The sequence below is a fragment of the Micromonospora sp. ATCC 39149 genome (assembly GCF_000158815.1).
Taxonomy (GTDB): domain Bacteria; phylum Actinomycetota; class Actinomycetes; order Mycobacteriales; family Micromonosporaceae; genus Micromonospora.
The window spans coordinates 4,647,213-4,663,311 of record NZ_GG657738.1 but is presented as its reverse complement, the minus strand read 5'-3'; the positions used below and the strand labels follow the sequence as shown (position 1 = coordinate 4,663,311).

The window sequence follows — 16,099 nt, the reverse complement described above, 5'->3', positions numbered from 1 at the left end:
GGGGCCAGGGTAGTGACGCGAGGCCAGCCCTACCCGTGGAGGAGTAGGAGGCGACCGCGTGGGTGGCTGCCCGGGGCCGGGCCGAGCCGGCCCGGCCCCGGGTGTGCCCAGTCAGTTGCGAAGGCTCCACTGCTGGTTCGCGCCGCCGTTGCACGACCAGAGGATGATCTTCGTGCCGTTGGCGGTGGCAGCGCCGTTGGCATCAACGCAAAGTCCGGACTGGACATTGGTGAGGGTGCCGTTGGCGTTGAAGTTCCACTGCTGGTTGGTGCCGCCGTGACAGTCCCAGATGATGACCGTGGTGCCGTTGGTCGTACCCGAGTTGTTCGCGTCCAGGCACTTGTTGCCGTACACGGTCAGCTGCTTGCTGGCGGTGTAGGTCCACTGCTGGCCCGTGCCGCCGGAGCAGTCCCACAGCTGCACCTGGATACCGTTGGTGGTGCTGGCGTTGGGCACGTCGACGCAGCGGCCGGACTGGCCACCCACGAGCCGTCCGCCCTGCTGACCGGTGCCGCTCTGTTGCCGGACGATCGAGCTCGACTCGGCCGACCGGTTGCCCTGCGCGTCGAGCACGTACAGCCGGTACTCACCCTGGGACGTCGGCACGGCGATGGACGTGGCGGTGCCCCCGGCCCTGGTCATCGTCGGGCCCGCGGTGAAGGTGGTCGTGCCGGCGGGCGCCAGCCAGACCGTCCTGGTCGCGTCGCCGGTGCTCCGGATCGGAACCGACGACGTCCCGCTGGTGACGTAGGTGCTGGCCGGCAGGACGTAGTTCGGCAGGGAGAGGTTGGCCGGCGGGATGATGTCCCGGAACGAATCCTCAAGGCCGGAGTTGGCGGCGATGCTGTACGCCGGCGCCGGCCAGACATAGTCGGAGGAGACGATGATGTCGTGGATCGTGCTGTTGGGCAGGTTCTTGTTCGAGACCTTGTTGATCGGGCCGTAGATCTGCGTGACGCTCAGGTCGTGCTTGCGCCCGAAGTCGTCGGAGTTGAGGAGCCAGGTGACGTTCTTGTCCACGCTCAGGACGTTGTCGCGGAAGGTGATGTACGCCGAGCCCTCGTCCGGGTGCAGGCCGTACTTGTGACCGGCCGGAACGCCCTGGAGATAGTTGTTGGTGATCGTGGTGCCCGGCTGGCTGCCCAGCGTGTAGATGGGAGCAGTGTCACTGAGGCGCTGCACCGTGTCGATGATGTGGTTGTAGCTGATGTTGTTGTTCCGCGCCGTCGTGGTCGGCCGGTTGGGTGCGATCGAGCCCGATGACCCGTCGAAATTCCACCAGCCCCAACCGAGCGTTATGCCCGACCACGGGGCTTTCTCGATCCGGTTGCGCTGCACCGTCAGGGTGTCGACGAAGTACGCCGAGATGGGGCTGTGCCCGTTGAACAGCACCGCACTGTCGTAGATGTAGTTGTTCTTGATGTCGATGTTCTTCGGCAGTCCTTCGACCTGCGTGGGCCACTTCTCACGGTTGGTCGACGTGTAGTCGCCGATGTAGACGTGCTGGGGATGACCGACGGTGATGGCGGAGCCGGCGATGTCGTTGGTGTGGTTCCCGATCAACTGCGTGCTCTGCACGTCGTTGACCATGTTGATCCCGTCGGCACCGGTGTGCTGCACCCGGTTGCGCTGCAGGAGGATCCCGTCGGCATTCTCCACCTGGATGATGCCCGGAGTGACATCGACATTTCGGTAGTAGTAGTCGTGGAAATTCTTCTTCGCGTACGCGAGCGCGCCGAGGTTTCCCTGCTGCGCCTGCTTGTAGGAGGAGCCGGCGACGTTGAACAGGTTCCAGTCGGAGTGCTGGACGGTGAGACCGGAGAACGTGATGTTGCGCGCGTGGTTGCTCGTCGAGGTGCCGGCGACCCGCAGCACAGTGGACACGTTGTTCGGCGCGACGACCGTCGCGGTCGACATGTTCTCCGTGTTGCTCTTGTAGTAGTACAGCGTCCGGCTGCCCTTGTCGAAGAAGAACTCGCCCGGCGTGTCCAGGAACTCGTAGGCGTTCATGACCTTGTGGGAGCCGCCCACCTGCGCGTTGCCGTTGAACGCCCCCTGGGCGATAGCGGCACCCGGTTGCTGGAACAGCGCCAACCGGTTCGCACCGTCAGAACTCGTGGTCACCTGGCGGACCCCCACGATGGCGGTGGTCCAGGTGGTCGCCGTTTCGATCTCGATATCGTCCTGATTGCGGGGAATGGCGGGGAAGTCGTTCAGGCTGTATCTGGCGCCCTCGCACTGCGACCCCGACTCCCAGGCCCACGCGGCCTGCCCGGCCGTGATGTTGTACGTCCCGTGGCAGCCCGACGAGCTAATCGTCTTCGAAGCCATGTACGCCCGCTTGTCGTTGACATAGAGCGCACGAAGCTTGTTGGCGCGGTCGAGCGGCGCCTTCCAGATGTTGCCGCTGTGCTGGGTCCATCCGGTCACCTGCACGCCGCCGTCGAGAACTGGCGTCTCGTTGGGGTAGGCGGAGTATATTACCCGGTGACCGTTGGTGCCGGAGTCACCCGCCCCGAACTCGATCGTGCTGCTTACCGGATAACTCCCACCACGGAGGTACACCTGAATGTCGCCTGTCATGCTCGAATTCACCGTACGAACGGCGTCCCTCGCACGTTGCAAAGTCTTGAACGGCGATTCGATCGTTCCGGGGTTGGCGTCGTTGCCGCCCGGAGCGACATAGAAGGATTGTTGGACGGCAGCCGAAGCCGGCATTTGATTCGCGATCACTGCCGGGAGTGCGGCGGTGACGAGCAGCGCAACTGCCAGCAGTGGCCTTCGAGCGGTAGAGACGGCTGATTTCACGTACCATTCCTTTCGATTGCCGCCGACAAGATATGTTCGCTGGACAGTCGTCCCCGGGGCGCGACAGTGAACCACCGTACGAACATCGGCCGACACACCGGGAGGCATGGGGCGATCCTGGCGATTCCGACCATTGGCGGGTTCCTTAACAAGGGCAGCAACGAACAGAGGCAAGGTCCACGCACGCTTCGGGCGACAAGCACCGACCGGTGGCAGTTACCGCGCCACCGGGAACTCCCGCCGCCCGCTCACACTCTCATGCCCATAGTCACAGAATTCTGCCTTGAAGCGTAGGCGTCGGGCGCACCGGATGCAACCGCTGAATTGGCCGACGCCTATACATAATCGCGGCCTGCCGGCGGGCGCCGACGCCCATCCCCGGCCGGCCCGCGCCACCCACGATTGCCGATGCGGCCCACCCCGCGCCGCGCCGCCCACCCCGCCGCCGGACGCGCCGGTCGGACCACCAGATCCCGGGGCCCAGCACGGTCGGCGAGCGGCCCGACCTCCACCCGGGCCGCGTTCCGGGGCCCATGATCAGCGGCCCCACCCGCTCGGCGAGCCGGGCCGCGAACTCGTCGGCAACCGCGCGGTGGACGAAGAACCGGTTGGCGGCGGTACACGCCTCGCCGATGTTGCGCATCGTCGCCGTCATCGCCGGGGCCACCGCGCCGTCGATGTCAGGGATGTGCAGCGAGAAGGCAAGCACGGCAGCCGCCGGGATCAGCACGAGAGCCAGTTGCGCCTGCACCGGGCACGCCGATCACGCCCATGGCGATGATGATCGCGATGAACACCAGCGACAGCAGCCACCGGGCCACCTCGATCGAGAACGTGGTCTGCAGGAAGCCCTCGGTCAGCCCGCCGAGGACGAGAAACCCCGGGGGCGATCGAGATCTGCCACCAGGAGCGGTCAGACTAGAGCCGGCGTTGGCCGGCGAGCCTCAGTCCCTGGCGAAGCGGTAAGCCTGGTCAGCGGACATGTGACGGGTAGCCGCAGCCAGGTCATCGCGCCTTGGCGAAGATGGGGTTGGAGTAGAACCACAGGTCTTCCCAGGGATCGGCCTGGCCGATGACGTCGAGGGCCGGTCCGGCCGGGTCGACACCGGCGCCGAAGTAGCCGGGAGCGCCGCGCTTGCCGTCCGTGCCGCGTACCCGGACGTAGAACGGCTCGTCCACCGTGATCTCGTGGACAAGCTCGAGGGTGCCGGCCCGCTTGTCGACGTCCCAGGACTTGACGACTCTGGTATCCGGGGCGCGGAAGGAGGAGCGGTCGGCGGCGGGTCCGGTGATTTTGCCGAGGATCAGGTCCACCCTGGCGAGCACCGGCAGTAGTCCGGCGAAGTTGGGCTGGGAGGCCAGGTCGATCCGGATGACCACCTCCGCGGCACGGCCGGCCGGCATCTTCAGGGTGCCGCCCATCGGCACCCCGGGCTGGCGCGATCCGCGAGGGCGAAGACGCAGGTCCAGGCCGGCGACGAGGTCGCCGAGGCAGGCCCACATCCGGCCGGCCCGCATGGCCTGCATCACCTGTCGGTAGCCGTAGCCGGTGGCGCCGACCCAGGTCTTGTTGTAGGTCCCGGGTGGGAAGGAGCTGTACTCGGTGATCGGACGGCCGGCGTTGACCGGGTCGGGAAACCGGCCGGTGTTGTTGAAGGTGTGCCCTTCGCTGTCGTACGGAATGCTGTCGTACCCGGTCTGGTTCAGTGGGTCGACCGGGTTCTTGACCCAGTCGCCGCAGCCCTGGTGACCGTCGGAGGTGGTGGTGATCCACCAGGGCTTGCCCTCGGCGAGCAGGCTGTCCCACAGGCCGCCCACGGTGGCGGTCATCCAGTCGAATCCACCCCAGGTGCGGTAGCTTTCGGCTGGATAGCCGGGGAAGGACCAGGTGCCGGCGGCGGAGTCGTACAGGCCGCGTCCGCGTGCCATACCCGGAGCGGGCAGGCCGGCGGCCTGGTGGCCCGGGGCGCCTTCCATGCCGATGACGATCTCGGGCGCGGCGTCACGCCAGTTGCGGGTCTCCGCCGGGGAGTTGATGCCCAGTCTGGACGGGTGGTTCGGCAGCACGAGCGCGTCGGCGATCCGTCGGCTGCGGACCGCGTCCCTGAGGAACCCGAGTGCCTGCAGGGCGATGGCCTCGTTCTCCGGGGTGCCGTTGCGGGTGCCGTTGACCCGGGCGTCGTACCGGTCGACGAACTCCTGCAGCAGGGATGCCTCGTTCGCGCCCGGGGCGAGCATGAGTGTGGTGTGCTCACCGGCAGGGATGTTCCACTCCAGACCGGTGAAGACCAGCACGTCGTCGCGGTATTTCCTTCTCGCCGCGACGATGTCGGCCACCAGCGGCGGAATGCTGTAGGTGGCGAACGGGACGTTGCCGTGGTCGGTGACGACCAGCCAGTCCAGCCCGTACCTGGCGGCCCGCTGCACCTGGGTGGCGACCGGGTACATGGCGTCGTTGCTGTACTGGCTGTGGACGTGATGGTCACCGGCCAGCCACACATAGCCGCCCCGCGGTTCGCGGCCCTGGCGCCGGGACGCGCCGGCCGCGGCCGAGCCGTTGCCGAGAACCGCGCCGGCGCCGACGACGCCGGCTCCAACCAGGAAGCCACGCCGACCGGTACTCAGATCCATCGTCTCTCCCACACCGCGCCGAAGATCACCGGCAGCGACCGTACCCACCCGCGGTTGAACCCGAGAAGATCTCAGATTAACGCCGGACGTACGAGGCCTGACATGGCCGGCCAGCTCGCCCACCATCCGGCGCCGGCTCGGTACCGAGGTCAGCCTCGACCACGATGGACGCCAGTACCCGCACTCGGTGAGGGTGGGCAGCTCGGCGGTGAGAGTGAGGGCTTGCCACGCCAGCTCGGCTGCCTGGTCGGGGTCGCCGGCGTGCAGGTGGGCGGTGGCCAGGTCGAGGCGGCTGAGCGCTTGCGCGCCGCGTAGCTGCGTGGCGTCGAAGGCGGCGATGGCGGTGGTCAGGTGGCCGGCGACGTCGGTGGTGCGGCCGAGGGCCAGGTACGCCGTTGCCGCGGTCCGGGTAGGGCAGTACGGGCCGAGGGTGAGGCTGGTGCGACGCGGTGCGGCCCTGCTGGAGCAGGACTACCTGCGCAGAACCGTCCTCCGGGAACACGACAGCGCCCGCATCGACCCGGTTGCCCCGGTGTTCATCACCGCGACCGCCCTCCTCGCCGAGCGGCACCTGGCCTGACGAAAGTCAGGGGTGGCCGCTGCCGATCGGGTCGGGTGGCGGCCCCCTGCTGATTCCTAGCGTTGCTGACGTTCATCGAGATGATCGGAGCGCGCTGTGTGGGTTCGCTGGTGGCAGGGCGTCGTAGTGACGGCCGCCGCAGGAATGGCAGTACTCGTGGGGACCGGCCCGGCGACGGCGGCCGGCCCGACGCAGGCATCGCCGGACGCCGTCGAACGGTTGGTGCGGGACTTCGCCGGCCGGGCCGGCTATCCGGGGATCGCCGTGGCGATCACCCACGGCGGCCATGTGCTGTACGCCGGGGGCTACGGCCACGACTCGTCCGGGGCGCCGGTGACCGCGACGACGCCGATGCCGATCGCCTCGGTCAGCAAGTCGTTCACCACTCTCGCCGTGATGCAGCTGGTGGGGGCCGGGAAGGTCGAGCTGGACGCTCCGGTCACCCGGTACCTGCCGGACTTCCGGATCGACGACGCCCGCGGCAGCCGAATCACCGTACGCGAGCTACTGAACCAGACCTCCGGGATCACCGACCAGACCCTGCCGGAGAAGAGCCTGCCGCAGCCCGACTCCCTGGCCGGAGCTCAGCAGCGGGCGCAGCGGGCCACGCTGGCGACCGATCCCGGCACGGCCTACAGGTACACGAACACGAACTACCACCTCGCGGCACGACTGGTCGAGGTGGTCTCCGGCCAGCCGTTCGCCGACTACCTACGCGATCGGGTGTTCGGGCCACTGGGCATGCAGTCCACGATCAGCATCACCCGGACCATCGACCCGCGGGTACCCGACGGCCACACGTACGCGTACGGGGCGACCATTGCGGCGGCCGAACCGGGACGGTTCGTCGCCGGCTCCGACGGCGTGGTCACCACAGCGACCGACATGGCGAAGTGGCTGATCATGCAGAACGGACACGGCCCCGGGCTGGTCTCCGCGGCGAACCTCACCGCCATGCACACGCCGGCAGAGGGGTCGACCTACGCCCTGGGCTGGGAACGGGACCATGACGGCCGGGTACACCACAACGGCGTGTGGTTCACCTACACCGCCAGCCAGCTGCTGCTGCCGTCGGACTACGGCATCGCCGTCCTGGGCAACAGCGGCATCGGCCTGGGCAACGAGGGCACCGACCAGCTCGCCGACGCTCTCGCCGAGCTGGTGACCGGCGGCACCCCGAACAAGCCCGCGCCGATCCGGCTCATCGTCGACCTCAGCCTGGCGGGGCTGACCCTGCTCAGCGTGGCGCTCGTCATCCGCAACCTGCGCCGCAGCGGCACCTGGGCGCGCCGGATCGCCGCCAAGCCCCTCTGGCAGCCCGTGGTGCGCCTGACGCCCCGGCTGATCCCGGCCGTGCTGCTCGTGACGCTGCCCGACCTGATCGGCCAGGTCGTCGGCGGCGGGCGGGACATCACCTTCGTGCAGCTGGTCCACTACACGTTCCCGCTGGTCGCCTGGACCACGGTGGCTGCGGTCGCGAACCTGTGCGTGCTCGTCGCCCGGGTCTCGGCCTTGGCCAGGGCCCGTCACACGGACGTGCCCGCCGAGCTCGCGCAGGCCGCAGCCGCCGAGCCGGTACCGTCATGATCGTGACGAGCGTGCGGGGCGGGTGGCTGCGACGGTCACCCGCTCCACCGTGGGCGTTGGCCGCGCTGGCACTGCTCCTCGCGGCCGTCGTCCTCGGTCGCGGGACGCTGCCGTGGTGGGCAACCGCCGGTGCGGTGATCGCCCCGCTGGCCGCAACGGCGCCGCTTCGGGCGTACCCGATGATGTCGGTGGTGATCTGCGCGGCCACCAGCCTGGCCGCGGGCCTGGCGATCCGCGACTCGGTGCCGGTGTCGAGCGCCGCGCTCGGCGCGGCGCTGTTCGTTATCAGCCTGCTGGCCGGGCGCCGCACCCCGCGCCCGATGCCCGCGCTGGCCGTGTTCGGCGTCGCCGCGCCGCTGGACGTCGCCTACGGCCTGGCCACCGGCGGCGGGTGGGGGCCCGGTCTGCTCATGCTCGCCCTGGTCGTCGCCCTGCCGTGGGCGCTCGGGCGCATCCTGCGCCAGCAGGACCAGCTCGTGGTGCTCAGCGCCGAGCAGGCCCGGCTCCAAGAGCGCGCGCGCTTCGCCCGCGACATGCACGACACACTCGGGCACGACCTCAGCCTGCTCGCGCTACGCGCCGCGGCCCTGGAGATGGCGCCCGACCTGGACCAACGGCACCGGGCCGTGGCCACCGAGCTACGCGCGGGCGCGGGCGCCGCGACCCGCCGCCTGGCCGAGATCATCACGGTCCTCCGTGAGGGTACGCCGGCGCCGCTGGAACCGGCCGGCGACCGGATCGAAGACCTCGCCGATCGCGCGAAGCAGGCTGGGATGGCGGTGACAGTGGAGCGAACCGGCGACGACCTCCCGGCCGATGTCGACCGGGCGGCGTACCGCATCGTCCAGGAGGCGCTCACCAACGCCACGAAACATGCCCCGGGTACGCCCGTGCGCGTCCGTCTGTCCACTACGGACGGCTCGACGACCGTCACCGTCACCAACCCGCTGCCGCCCGGGCGGCGCGGCGGCGCAGGCAGCGGCTCCGGCCTGGCCGGCCTGGCCGAGCGCGTACGCCTGGCCGGCGGCACATTCACCGCCGGCCCGTACGGGCAGCAGTTCGAAGTCGTCGCCGCCCTGCCACATCCGGGAACGCCATGATCCGAGTACTGTTGGCCGACGACGAGGCCATAATCCGCGCCGGGGTGCGCGCCATCCTCGCCACCGACCCGGGCATCGACGTCATCGCCGAGGCCGCCGACGGCCGTGAGGCGGTCGAGTTCGCCCTCGCCCACCGCCCCGGCGTCGTCCTGCTCGACGTCCGCATGCCCCGCCTCGACGGGCTCGCCGCCGCCGCGGAGCTCCTGCGCGTCCTGCCCGGCATCGGAGTGGCCATGCTGACCACCTTCGGCGACGACGAGTACGTGGCCCGCGCCCTCGACAGCGGCGCCCGCGGCTTCCTGCTCAAGTCCGGCGACCCGCGAGAACTGCTCACGGGCATCCACGCGATCGCCGACGGCGGCGCGTACCTGTCGCCGGACATCACCGCACAGGTCATCGGGCGGCTGCGCGCCACCGGCCTCGGCCGGGCCGCCGAAGCCCGCGCCAAGGTGCAACAGCTCACCGACCGGGAGCGCGACGTCCTTGCCCTCGTCGGCGCCGGGTTGTCCAACGCCCAGATCGCCCGCCGACTCCACCTCGTGGAAGGCACCGTCAAGGGGCACGTCAGCACGATCCTCGCCCGGCTCGGCCTGGCCAATCGCGTACAGGCCGCCGTCCTGGCCCACGAAGCGGGCCTGGTTACCGGGTGACCGTCACCCAAGGTGAGCCACCGGCGCCCGGCGTCGGCAGAGGGCACGACAAGGCTCCGACCAGCGGCGAACGCCTGGCCGCCTCGGTCGACCTGGACGAACGGGTACACGGGCTCAGTATCGGCGCGGACGACTACCTGACCAACCGTTCGCCCTCGCCGAACTCGTCGCCCGGGTACAGGCACTCGGTCGGCGTGCCAGGCCGGCGCTACCGCCGGTGCTGCGCCGTGCCGGCATCGAACTCGACGTCCCCCGGCACCAGGTGCTCAGGGACGGCCGGTTCATCGCGCTGTCCCGAAAGGAATTTGCCGTACTGGAAGTTCTGATGCGGGCCGAAGGCGCCGCGGTCAGCGCCGAGGAACTGTTGGAGAAGGCATGGGACGAACACATCGATCCGTTCACGAACGCGGTTCGAGTGACAATGATGACCTTGCGAAAGAAGCTGGGCAGCCCCGAGCCGAGCGCGCGACGCGTTCAGATCCACTGCTTGACGACGACGGCGGCGTTGTCCCCGTTGTCGCCCAGATTGTCGTCGTTGAACGAGAGGACGAGTTGCCCGCCCTCGGGCAGAGCGCCGCTCTGATACATCATGCAATCGCTGTCCGTGCCGATCGGGAACCACTTTCCGGCTCCATAGGTGAGCCCGGTGCTCTTGAGCCACACGGCCCCGATGGTCACCTTGCCGATCAGCATGTAGCGGCGTAGCCCAGGCGCCGGCCACCCGCTGCCAGCCAAGGGCAACTCGCCGGCTATGGATTTGCTCGTACCCCAGTGGTCGATTCGGATCCTGCCGGAGGCTGTCACCCGCAGAACGTCACCGTTGATCAGACCCAGAGGTGTCGGCCACGAGGCCTGCACGCCACCCGGCAGACGCCACGGCGCCGCGTCGCGATGCGCGGGCGTGCTGTCGTCGTAGCAGTGCCCAAGGGGTGTCTCAGCCGCGGCGGGGTTGCCCGTACCGACCACCAAGCCCAGCGTCCCGACCACGGCGGCCATCACTCCCGCCAACACCGATCTGATCCGCACCACGTCCGTCCCTTCCGCGGCCGTCGGCCGCTACCGTGTCGCACAGGCTAGGCGACGCCGTCCAACGTCGACCCAAACGGCGAGTGACCAGCGGTTCGAGCCACGATGCGGGCGGACGCTACTCTGCCGGCATGTTGCCCCGCCTGGACGCGCTTCCGCTGATCGGGCGCGACCGCGAACTGGTGGCGGTGACCCGGGCGGTACGCGGCGCCGACCATGCCGGTGCCCTGATCGCCGGGCCGCCGGGCGTGGGCAAGACCCGGCTGGCCGAGGAGGCGGCCTCCGGCGCCGAGGCGGCCGGCCACCGGATGCTCGTGGCCCGGCCGGCCGCGGCCAGCTCCCGCCTGCCGCTGAGCGGGCTCGCCGGGCTGCTGCCGGCACCGAGCGGTGCCCAACCCCCGGACGGGGCGGTACGGGCTGGTCTGGTCGAGCGTGGGCTACACGTGCTGCGCGGGCTCACCCAGGGGCCGCGCACGGTGCTTCTGGTCGACGACCTGCACGAGCTCGATGAGATCTCCGCGATCGTCATCCACCAGCTCGTGGCCGAGCGTGCGGTCACGCTGCTGGCCACCGTGCGCGCGGAAGCGGCCGTGCCCAGCCCGGTGACCGCGCTGTGGAAAGACCGCGGTGTGCTGCGGGTGGACCTGGGCGCTCTGGCCCCAGCGGAGACCGACGCGCTGATCGGCGCCGCGTTGGGCGGGCCTGTCGAGGGCCGCACGCTGCGCCAGCTCCGTGAGGCCACCGGAGGCAACCCGCTCTTTCTGCGCGAGTTGCTGATCTCGGCCTCGGACAGCGGCGGTCTGGGCCGGGTGGACGGGGTCTGGCGGCTGACCGCGCCGCTGAGCCGGGCGCCTCGGCTGGTCGAGTTGCTCCGCGACCGGCTCGCCGTACGGGATCCGGCCGAGCGGGACGCGTTGGAGACCCTCGCGCTCGGTGAGCCGCTGCCGCTGCCGGTCGCGGCCGAGTTGGCCGGTGAGTCCATGCTGGAGGAACTGGAGCGCCGTGGGCTCGTCACGGTCGGCACCACCGGGCGTCGCCGCGCGGTCCGGCTCAGCCATCCCCTGTACGGCGAGTTGCTGCGCGCCGATCTGCCGGAGCTGGCCCGGCTGCGGCACAGCCGGCGGCTGGCCGACGCCCTCGACGGCACGGGCGCGCGGCGCAGCGAGGACGTCATGCGGACCGCGATCTGGCGCCTCGACGGGGGTGGCACGGTCCACCCGCAGCGGATGCTCCAGGCCGCCGACCAGGCCGCGCTGATCCGGGAGTACGCGTTGGCCGAGCGGCTGGCCCGGCACGCCTACGACAGCGGTGCCGGCGTCGCGGCGGGGCTGACCGAGGTACGCGCGATGCTGTGCCTCGGGCACATCGACGAGGCGCTGGAGCGGTGCGCCGACCTGGCCGGCAAGGCCACGAACGACGCCGAGCGGGTGGAAGTGGCCGTCCAGCACGCCGCCGCGCTCGCCCACCACGCCGACGACCTGGCTGCCGCGCGGGCGGTCATCGACGCGGCCGCGGCGGATGTGCCGGCATCGGCTGGACAGCTCGAGGTTTCGCGTCTCTATCTGCGCTCGTACGGGCTGGACTGCTCCAGCGTCGGCGCGGCGCTTGCCCTGTTCGAGGCGGCAACGCCGGATTCGGCGCGACAGGAGGCGGAAGTCGTCGAGACGCGGGTGGCGGCGGCTAGCGCGGCCGGCGCGGCGCTGATGCTCGCCGGCCGGTACGCCGAGGCGGCCGACGTCATCGGGCGAGCGGTGCCGCTGGCCGCCCGGCACACCGGCCCGGGCCGGGTACACGCCGACAGCATGCGGCCGGCCGGCGGCTGGATGCGGTGCGTGCTCGGTGACCCGGCCGGCGGATTCGCCCAGATCCAGGCGTGCTACGAGGCGAGCCTGCATCCGCCGGACCGGACCGCGCAGGCACTGGGCGCCTTCGCGCTCGGCATGGTGGGCCTGATGCTGGGACGACCGGCGACCGCGCTGCGCTGGGCCAAGGAGTCCTTCGTCGTCGCCGAGGGACTGCAGCGGCCGGTCTGTCGATGGGCGGCCGCGGTCCGCGTCCAGGCCGCCGCCCAGTGCGGCGACGAGCACGAGCTGGCCGCGGCCACCGCCGACCTGGACCGCTACCGCGGCGGGCCGCACAGCAATCTTCTGTTCGAGATGGAGGTGGCCCGCGCCCGGGCGTGGCAGGTCAGCGTCCAGGCCGACGCGGTGGCCGTGCGTACTGTGCTCGGCGACGAGATCGCCCGCCACGGCGCGGGCGGCGCGCTCGGCGCCGCCACTCTCGGCGCCCTGGACCTGGTCCGGCTGGGCGGAGCCGACCTCGCCGCGCGGCTGTTGGCTGGGTACCCGCCACCGGCCGGGTGGAGCCTGGGCGAGCTGGTCGTCCGGTACGCCGCGGCCGCCGCGGCGGCCGATCCGGAAGCGTTGCTCGGGGTCGCCCAGCGATTCGCCGGTTACGGCATGACCATGCACGCCGCGGAGGCGGCGACTCTGGCGGCCGCGGCCTGGCAACGGGCCGGCGAGCCGCGGGCGGCGGCCCGGGCCCGCCTGATCGCCGAACTGCGGCTGGCCGCCGGCGAACCGGCGGCCACGCCCGCGCTGGCCACGGCCGGCCCGCTGCTGGGGTTGACCGACCGGGAACGGGAGGTCGTGCTGGCCGCCGTGCGGGGCGAGCCCACCCGGGCCATCGCCGGCCGCCTGCACGTGGCCGAACGGACCGTGGAGAACCACCTGCACCGCGCGTACGGGAAGCTCGGCGTGTCCGGGCGGGCCGAGCTGCGGCAGACCCTCGGCTGAGTACCCGCCCACCGCGATTTGAGTGCCCCGGGACTCATGCCACCGGCGCGTTCCTGTGCTGGAGTAGCCCGGTCCGGGGCGCGGCGCGCACGTCGCCGTCGCCCACCCATGTCGTACGGCCGAAGGTTGCTCGTTGATGCGTGTCCCCCTCCTGCTGCGTCGCCTGCTCGTTGCCTCGGGCGCAGCTGTTCTGTTCGCCGGTGCCCTGGTCGGGGGCGCGGCGTCCGCCGCGCAGGCCGACGCACCCGAGATCACGATGTCCGAACAGTGCGGCGTCGCGGTGTTCAGCTGGGACACCGGCACGATCGGCGGCGACGAGACCTGGGCGACGACCGTGCTGCGCAACGGCGTGGCGATCGATCGGTTCGAGATGCGCGAGCGCGGCAACCGCCGGTACGGCGCGACCGACCGGGACACCTTCGTGATCCAGCGGGCCGGGCTGCCGGACCGGAATCTGGTGTTCCGCGCGCCGGACGGGTGCGCGGACGCGCCCCGGCTGGCGGTCACCGCCGACGCCCACTGCCACGTGCTCGAGCTGCACCTGGCGAACGAGGGAACCACCCCGATCACCGGGTTGCGGCTGTTCTCCCCGGCGCACCCGACCCCGGAAGAGCTGGGGCCACTGGCTCCGGGTCGGGTGACGCTCGTACGCCGGCTCGCCGACGGCGACAACTACCTGCTGGCCAGCGGGGAGCCGGGGCCGGAGCAGGTGACCTGGATGGTGGGCACCTACCGGCAACCCGCCGGCTGCGGCCCGGAGGCGGTCGCGGTGCGGATCGCCGACGCCTGTGCCGGCGTCCAGGTCGACCTGACCAACCGCGCCGAGGGCGCCGTTCGGATCACCGTCCTGGTCGACGGCGCCGCCACCACACACCGGTGGGTCTCCGCCGGTGCCCGCGACATGTTCACCGAGCCGGCCGCCGTCGGCGCCGTCGTGGTGGTCCGAAACGCGGAACTCGGGCTGGACCTCGCCCGGCACACCGTCGCGGCGAGGGTCTGCGGGTCACCGACGCCGGGCGGCCCCACCGACCCGAGCACCGCCCCCAGCGACCCGGCCGGCGACCCTGGTGCCGGTGGTGGCCTGCCGGTCACCGGAGCGCCGGCCATCGCGCTGCTCGCGGCCGGGGGCGCCCTGCTCACCGCCGGTACCGCGGTCCTGCTGCTCGCCCGGCGCCGCCGGATCCGGTTCTCCGAGCCGAGCTGAAGAGCGCGGCGAGCAGACGATGACGCGCGAACTTCCCGGATATGCCGTGGCGGCGACGGCGTACGTGACCGTCTGGCTCCAGTCTGGACGGACGCTGCCCGATTCGCGGCTGGCCGAGGACGTCCGGCAGCTGTACGAGTTGGTCCGGCATGAACTGGACGACGACGACGCCCTCGGCGCCGCGTACCTGGCGCAGAGCCCGCGCAGCGGCAAGGCGCGCCGCACGTTCGCCCGCGATGTCGAACAGGCGGCGCGGGAGGAGCGTGGCTTCGTCGACGCGCTGCGCCTCGCGGTCGACCGGCTCGGCGCGGCCGGCGGGCTGGAGCTGCTGCTGTCGCACGGCGGGGCGGCGGTCGTACACGGAATCGTCGAGGGCGACCGGCGCGGTCCCGAAGCGTTCGGGCCCGGCCTGGCGGCGGCCTTGGGCACCGCCGCGCCGGACCTGATGCTCGGCGCCGCCGGCCAGGCCGCCGCCGCCCGGGAGGCGGCCACCCGCCCCGCTACGACGCCGTCGCGAGTGCTGTTCCTGGCGCTGTTCTGGATGTCCGTCATCAGCTTCATGGCGGCGTGGGTCGCCGGTGCCCTCCGCGTGATGCCGCTCGCCTACGCCGCGGGCGTCGTCTTCCTCGTCGTCGCCACACCGACCACAGTGCTCTACCGGCTGCGGCGCCGGTAGACGGGCTTGCAACAAGGAGATCAGGTGTACCGAATCGGCCGGCGGCTGCTGAGCGCCGGTGTGCTGGTGATGCTGGCGGGCGTTGTCGCGGTCAGCCCAGCCGTCCCGGCGCACGCGGTGCCGTCGATGACGTTCGTCACCGCCACGAGCGCGATCAACAGCGACCTGGGCAAGACGCAGCTGGTGCACTGCCCGCCGGGGCGGCGGATCCTCGGCGGCGGCGCGTACGTCGGCGGCGGCGGCCGGGAAGTCATGGTGGACACCATGAAACCGGTGAGCACCCCCACCGGGGACTACTTCCAGGTGAACGCCTCGGTGACGACCCGCCCCGACCACACCGGTTTCGGCGGTGACTGGTTCGTGGTCGCGTACGGGATCTGCGGCTCCGCCCCCGCCGGCCTGGAGTACGTGTCCGCCTCCACCGCACGGAGTCTGACCAGCAGCCGCAGCGTCACCGTGTCCTGCCCGGCCGGCAAGCGGGTGATCGGCGCCGGTGGCCAGATCCATCCGGCGTTCGGGTTCGTGGTGCTCGACGACATCGTTCCATCCGCGTCGCTCACCAGCGTCCGGGTGGCCGCGTACGAGGCCGAGACGACGTGGCCGATCCCGTGGGGCGTCGAAGCCTTCGCGGTGTGCGCCGACCCGATCCCCGGGCTCACCCTGGTGTCGGCCGCCTCGCCCGGCGACTCGCTGGACAAGACGGTCGGCGTCACGTGCCCGACCGGTACGAGGGTGCACGGACTGGGGGCGAGCCTGACCGCGCCCGTGGGCGAGGCAGCGATCATCGCCCTGTATCCGGCGCAGCCGCTGGACCACGTCCGGCTCGAGGCCCGCGAGGACCGGAGCGGTTACGACGGCAACTGGACCGCCCGCGTCCACGCCATCTGCGCGACGTAGCCCGGCCGCGAGGCCCGCCACGACACGGGCGGACTGCCATGCCTGCCCGATCCAAAGATCATCGGGCCCGCACCGCGAGGTTGAGTTCCCCCACCGCGCCGGCGCGCCCGGCGTCATGCACACTGATCATCCCGCAGCCCTTGGT

Annotated in this window: 12 protein-coding genes and 1 pseudogene; 9 read left to right on the top strand and 4 right to left on the bottom strand. The window is 71.2% G+C overall.

Features of this window, described 5'->3' with window-relative positions:
* Positions 1-111: 111 nt before the first annotated feature.
* The 3 genes from MCAG_RS20285 to MCAG_RS20275 form a co-directional block, all read right to left on the bottom strand.
* Positions 112-2,916 carry a ricin-type beta-trefoil lectin domain protein gene (locus MCAG_RS20285; RefSeq protein WP_083802318.1) on the bottom strand — a complete coding sequence of 935 codons (2,805 nt, stop codon included), beginning with the start codon at positions 2,914-2,916 and terminating at the stop codon, positions 112-114.
* A 160-nt stretch (positions 2,917-3,076) separates the two neighbouring features.
* Positions 3,077-3,559, bottom strand: a complete 483-nt coding sequence (locus tag MCAG_RS32750; protein WP_007074855.1) for an aldehyde dehydrogenase family protein — start codon at positions 3,557-3,559, stop codon at positions 3,077-3,079.
* A gap of 254 nt (positions 3,560-3,813) precedes the next feature.
* Positions 3,814-5,439, bottom strand: a complete 1,626-nt coding sequence (locus tag MCAG_RS20275) for a PHP domain-containing protein (protein ID WP_232290233.1) — start codon at positions 5,437-5,439, stop codon at positions 3,814-3,816.
* Positions 5,440-5,878: 439 nt separating this feature from the next.
* On the opposite strand from MCAG_RS20275, the gene MCAG_RS31155 reads away from it, so the two are divergent.
* From MCAG_RS31155 to MCAG_RS35050, 5 genes and pseudogenes are all read left to right on the top strand, one after another.
* Positions 5,879-6,019 carry a hypothetical protein gene (locus tag MCAG_RS31155; RefSeq protein WP_232290232.1) on the top strand — a complete coding sequence of 47 codons (141 nt, stop codon included), beginning with the start codon at positions 5,879-5,881 and terminating at the stop codon, positions 6,017-6,019.
* Positions 6,020-6,163: 144 nt separating this feature from the next.
* Entirely contained in the window at positions 6,164-7,606 is a 1,443-nt protein-coding gene (locus MCAG_RS20265; protein WP_036374415.1) for a serine hydrolase, read from the top strand.
* A 2-nt stretch (positions 7,607-7,608) separates the two neighbouring features.
* On the top strand, positions 7,609-8,706 hold the full coding sequence (locus MCAG_RS20260) for a sensor histidine kinase (protein WP_157548153.1): 1,098 nt from the start codon (positions 7,609-7,611) through the stop codon (positions 8,704-8,706).
* The gene (locus MCAG_RS20255) at positions 8,703-9,356 is read left to right on the top strand and encodes a response regulator transcription factor (RefSeq protein ID WP_007074850.1); all 654 of its coding nucleotides are present in this window, start codon (positions 8,703-8,705) and stop codon (positions 9,354-9,356) included. The genes MCAG_RS20260 and MCAG_RS20255 overlap by 4 nt, the downstream gene beginning before the upstream one ends.
* Before the next feature lie 56 nt (positions 9,357-9,412).
* Positions 9,413-9,810: pseudogene (locus MCAG_RS35050) on the top strand (response regulator transcription factor); the annotation flags it as partial.
* Positions 9,811-9,830: 20 nt separating this feature from the next.
* Here the strand turns inward: MCAG_RS35050 and MCAG_RS32745 are convergent.
* On the bottom strand, positions 9,831-10,385 hold the full coding sequence (locus MCAG_RS32745) for a hypothetical protein (RefSeq protein ID WP_157548151.1): 555 nt from the start codon (positions 10,383-10,385) through the stop codon (positions 9,831-9,833).
* Positions 10,386-10,513: 128 nt separating this feature from the next.
* Between MCAG_RS32745 and MCAG_RS20240 the strand changes: the two genes are divergently transcribed.
* The 4 genes from MCAG_RS20240 (at position 10,514) to MCAG_RS20225 (ending at position 15,954) form a co-directional block, all read left to right on the top strand.
* Positions 10,514-13,177: a LuxR family transcriptional regulator gene (locus tag MCAG_RS20240; protein WP_036374405.1), complete on the top strand. Its 2,664-nt coding sequence runs from the start codon at positions 10,514-10,516 to the stop codon at positions 13,175-13,177.
* Positions 13,178-13,313: 136 nt separating this feature from the next.
* Positions 13,314-14,381, top strand: coding sequence for a hypothetical protein (locus MCAG_RS20235; RefSeq protein ID WP_007074846.1), 1,068 nt, complete (start codon positions 13,314-13,316; stop codon positions 14,379-14,381).
* Positions 14,382-14,400: 19 nt separating this feature from the next.
* Complete coding sequence (locus MCAG_RS20230; RefSeq protein WP_007074845.1) at positions 14,401-15,057, top strand: hypothetical protein; 657 nt, start codon at positions 14,401-14,403, stop codon at positions 15,055-15,057.
* Between the two features lie 24 nt (positions 15,058-15,081).
* Complete coding sequence (locus MCAG_RS20225) at positions 15,082-15,954, top strand: hypothetical protein (RefSeq protein WP_007074844.1); 873 nt, start codon at positions 15,082-15,084, stop codon at positions 15,952-15,954.
* Positions 15,955-16,099 lie beyond the last annotated feature (145 nt).

Bases quoted from the DNA above. Each gene is read 5' to 3' on its own strand.
- MCAG_RS20285 (WP_083802318.1), bottom strand. From the start codon at position 2,916: ATGCCTCCCGGTGTGTCGGCCGATGTTCGTACGGTGGTTCACTGTCGC.
- MCAG_RS20275 (WP_232290233.1), bottom strand. From the start codon at position 5,439: ATGGATCTGAGTACCGGTCGGCGTGGCTTCCTGGTTGGAGCCGGCGTC.
- MCAG_RS20265 (WP_036374415.1), top strand. From the start codon at position 6,164: ATGGCAGTACTCGTGGGGACCGGCCCGGCGACGGCGGCCGGCCCGACG.
- MCAG_RS20255 (WP_007074850.1), top strand. From the start codon at position 8,703: ATGATCCGAGTACTGTTGGCCGACGACGAGGCCATAATCCGCGCCGGG.
- MCAG_RS20240 (WP_036374405.1), top strand. From the start codon at position 10,514: ATGTTGCCCCGCCTGGACGCGCTTCCGCTGATCGGGCGCGACCGCGAA.
- MCAG_RS20235 (WP_007074846.1), top strand. From the start codon at position 13,314: ATGCGTGTCCCCCTCCTGCTGCGTCGCCTGCTCGTTGCCTCGGGCGCA.
- MCAG_RS20230 (WP_007074845.1), top strand. From the start codon at position 14,401: ATGACGCGCGAACTTCCCGGATATGCCGTGGCGGCGACGGCGTACGTG.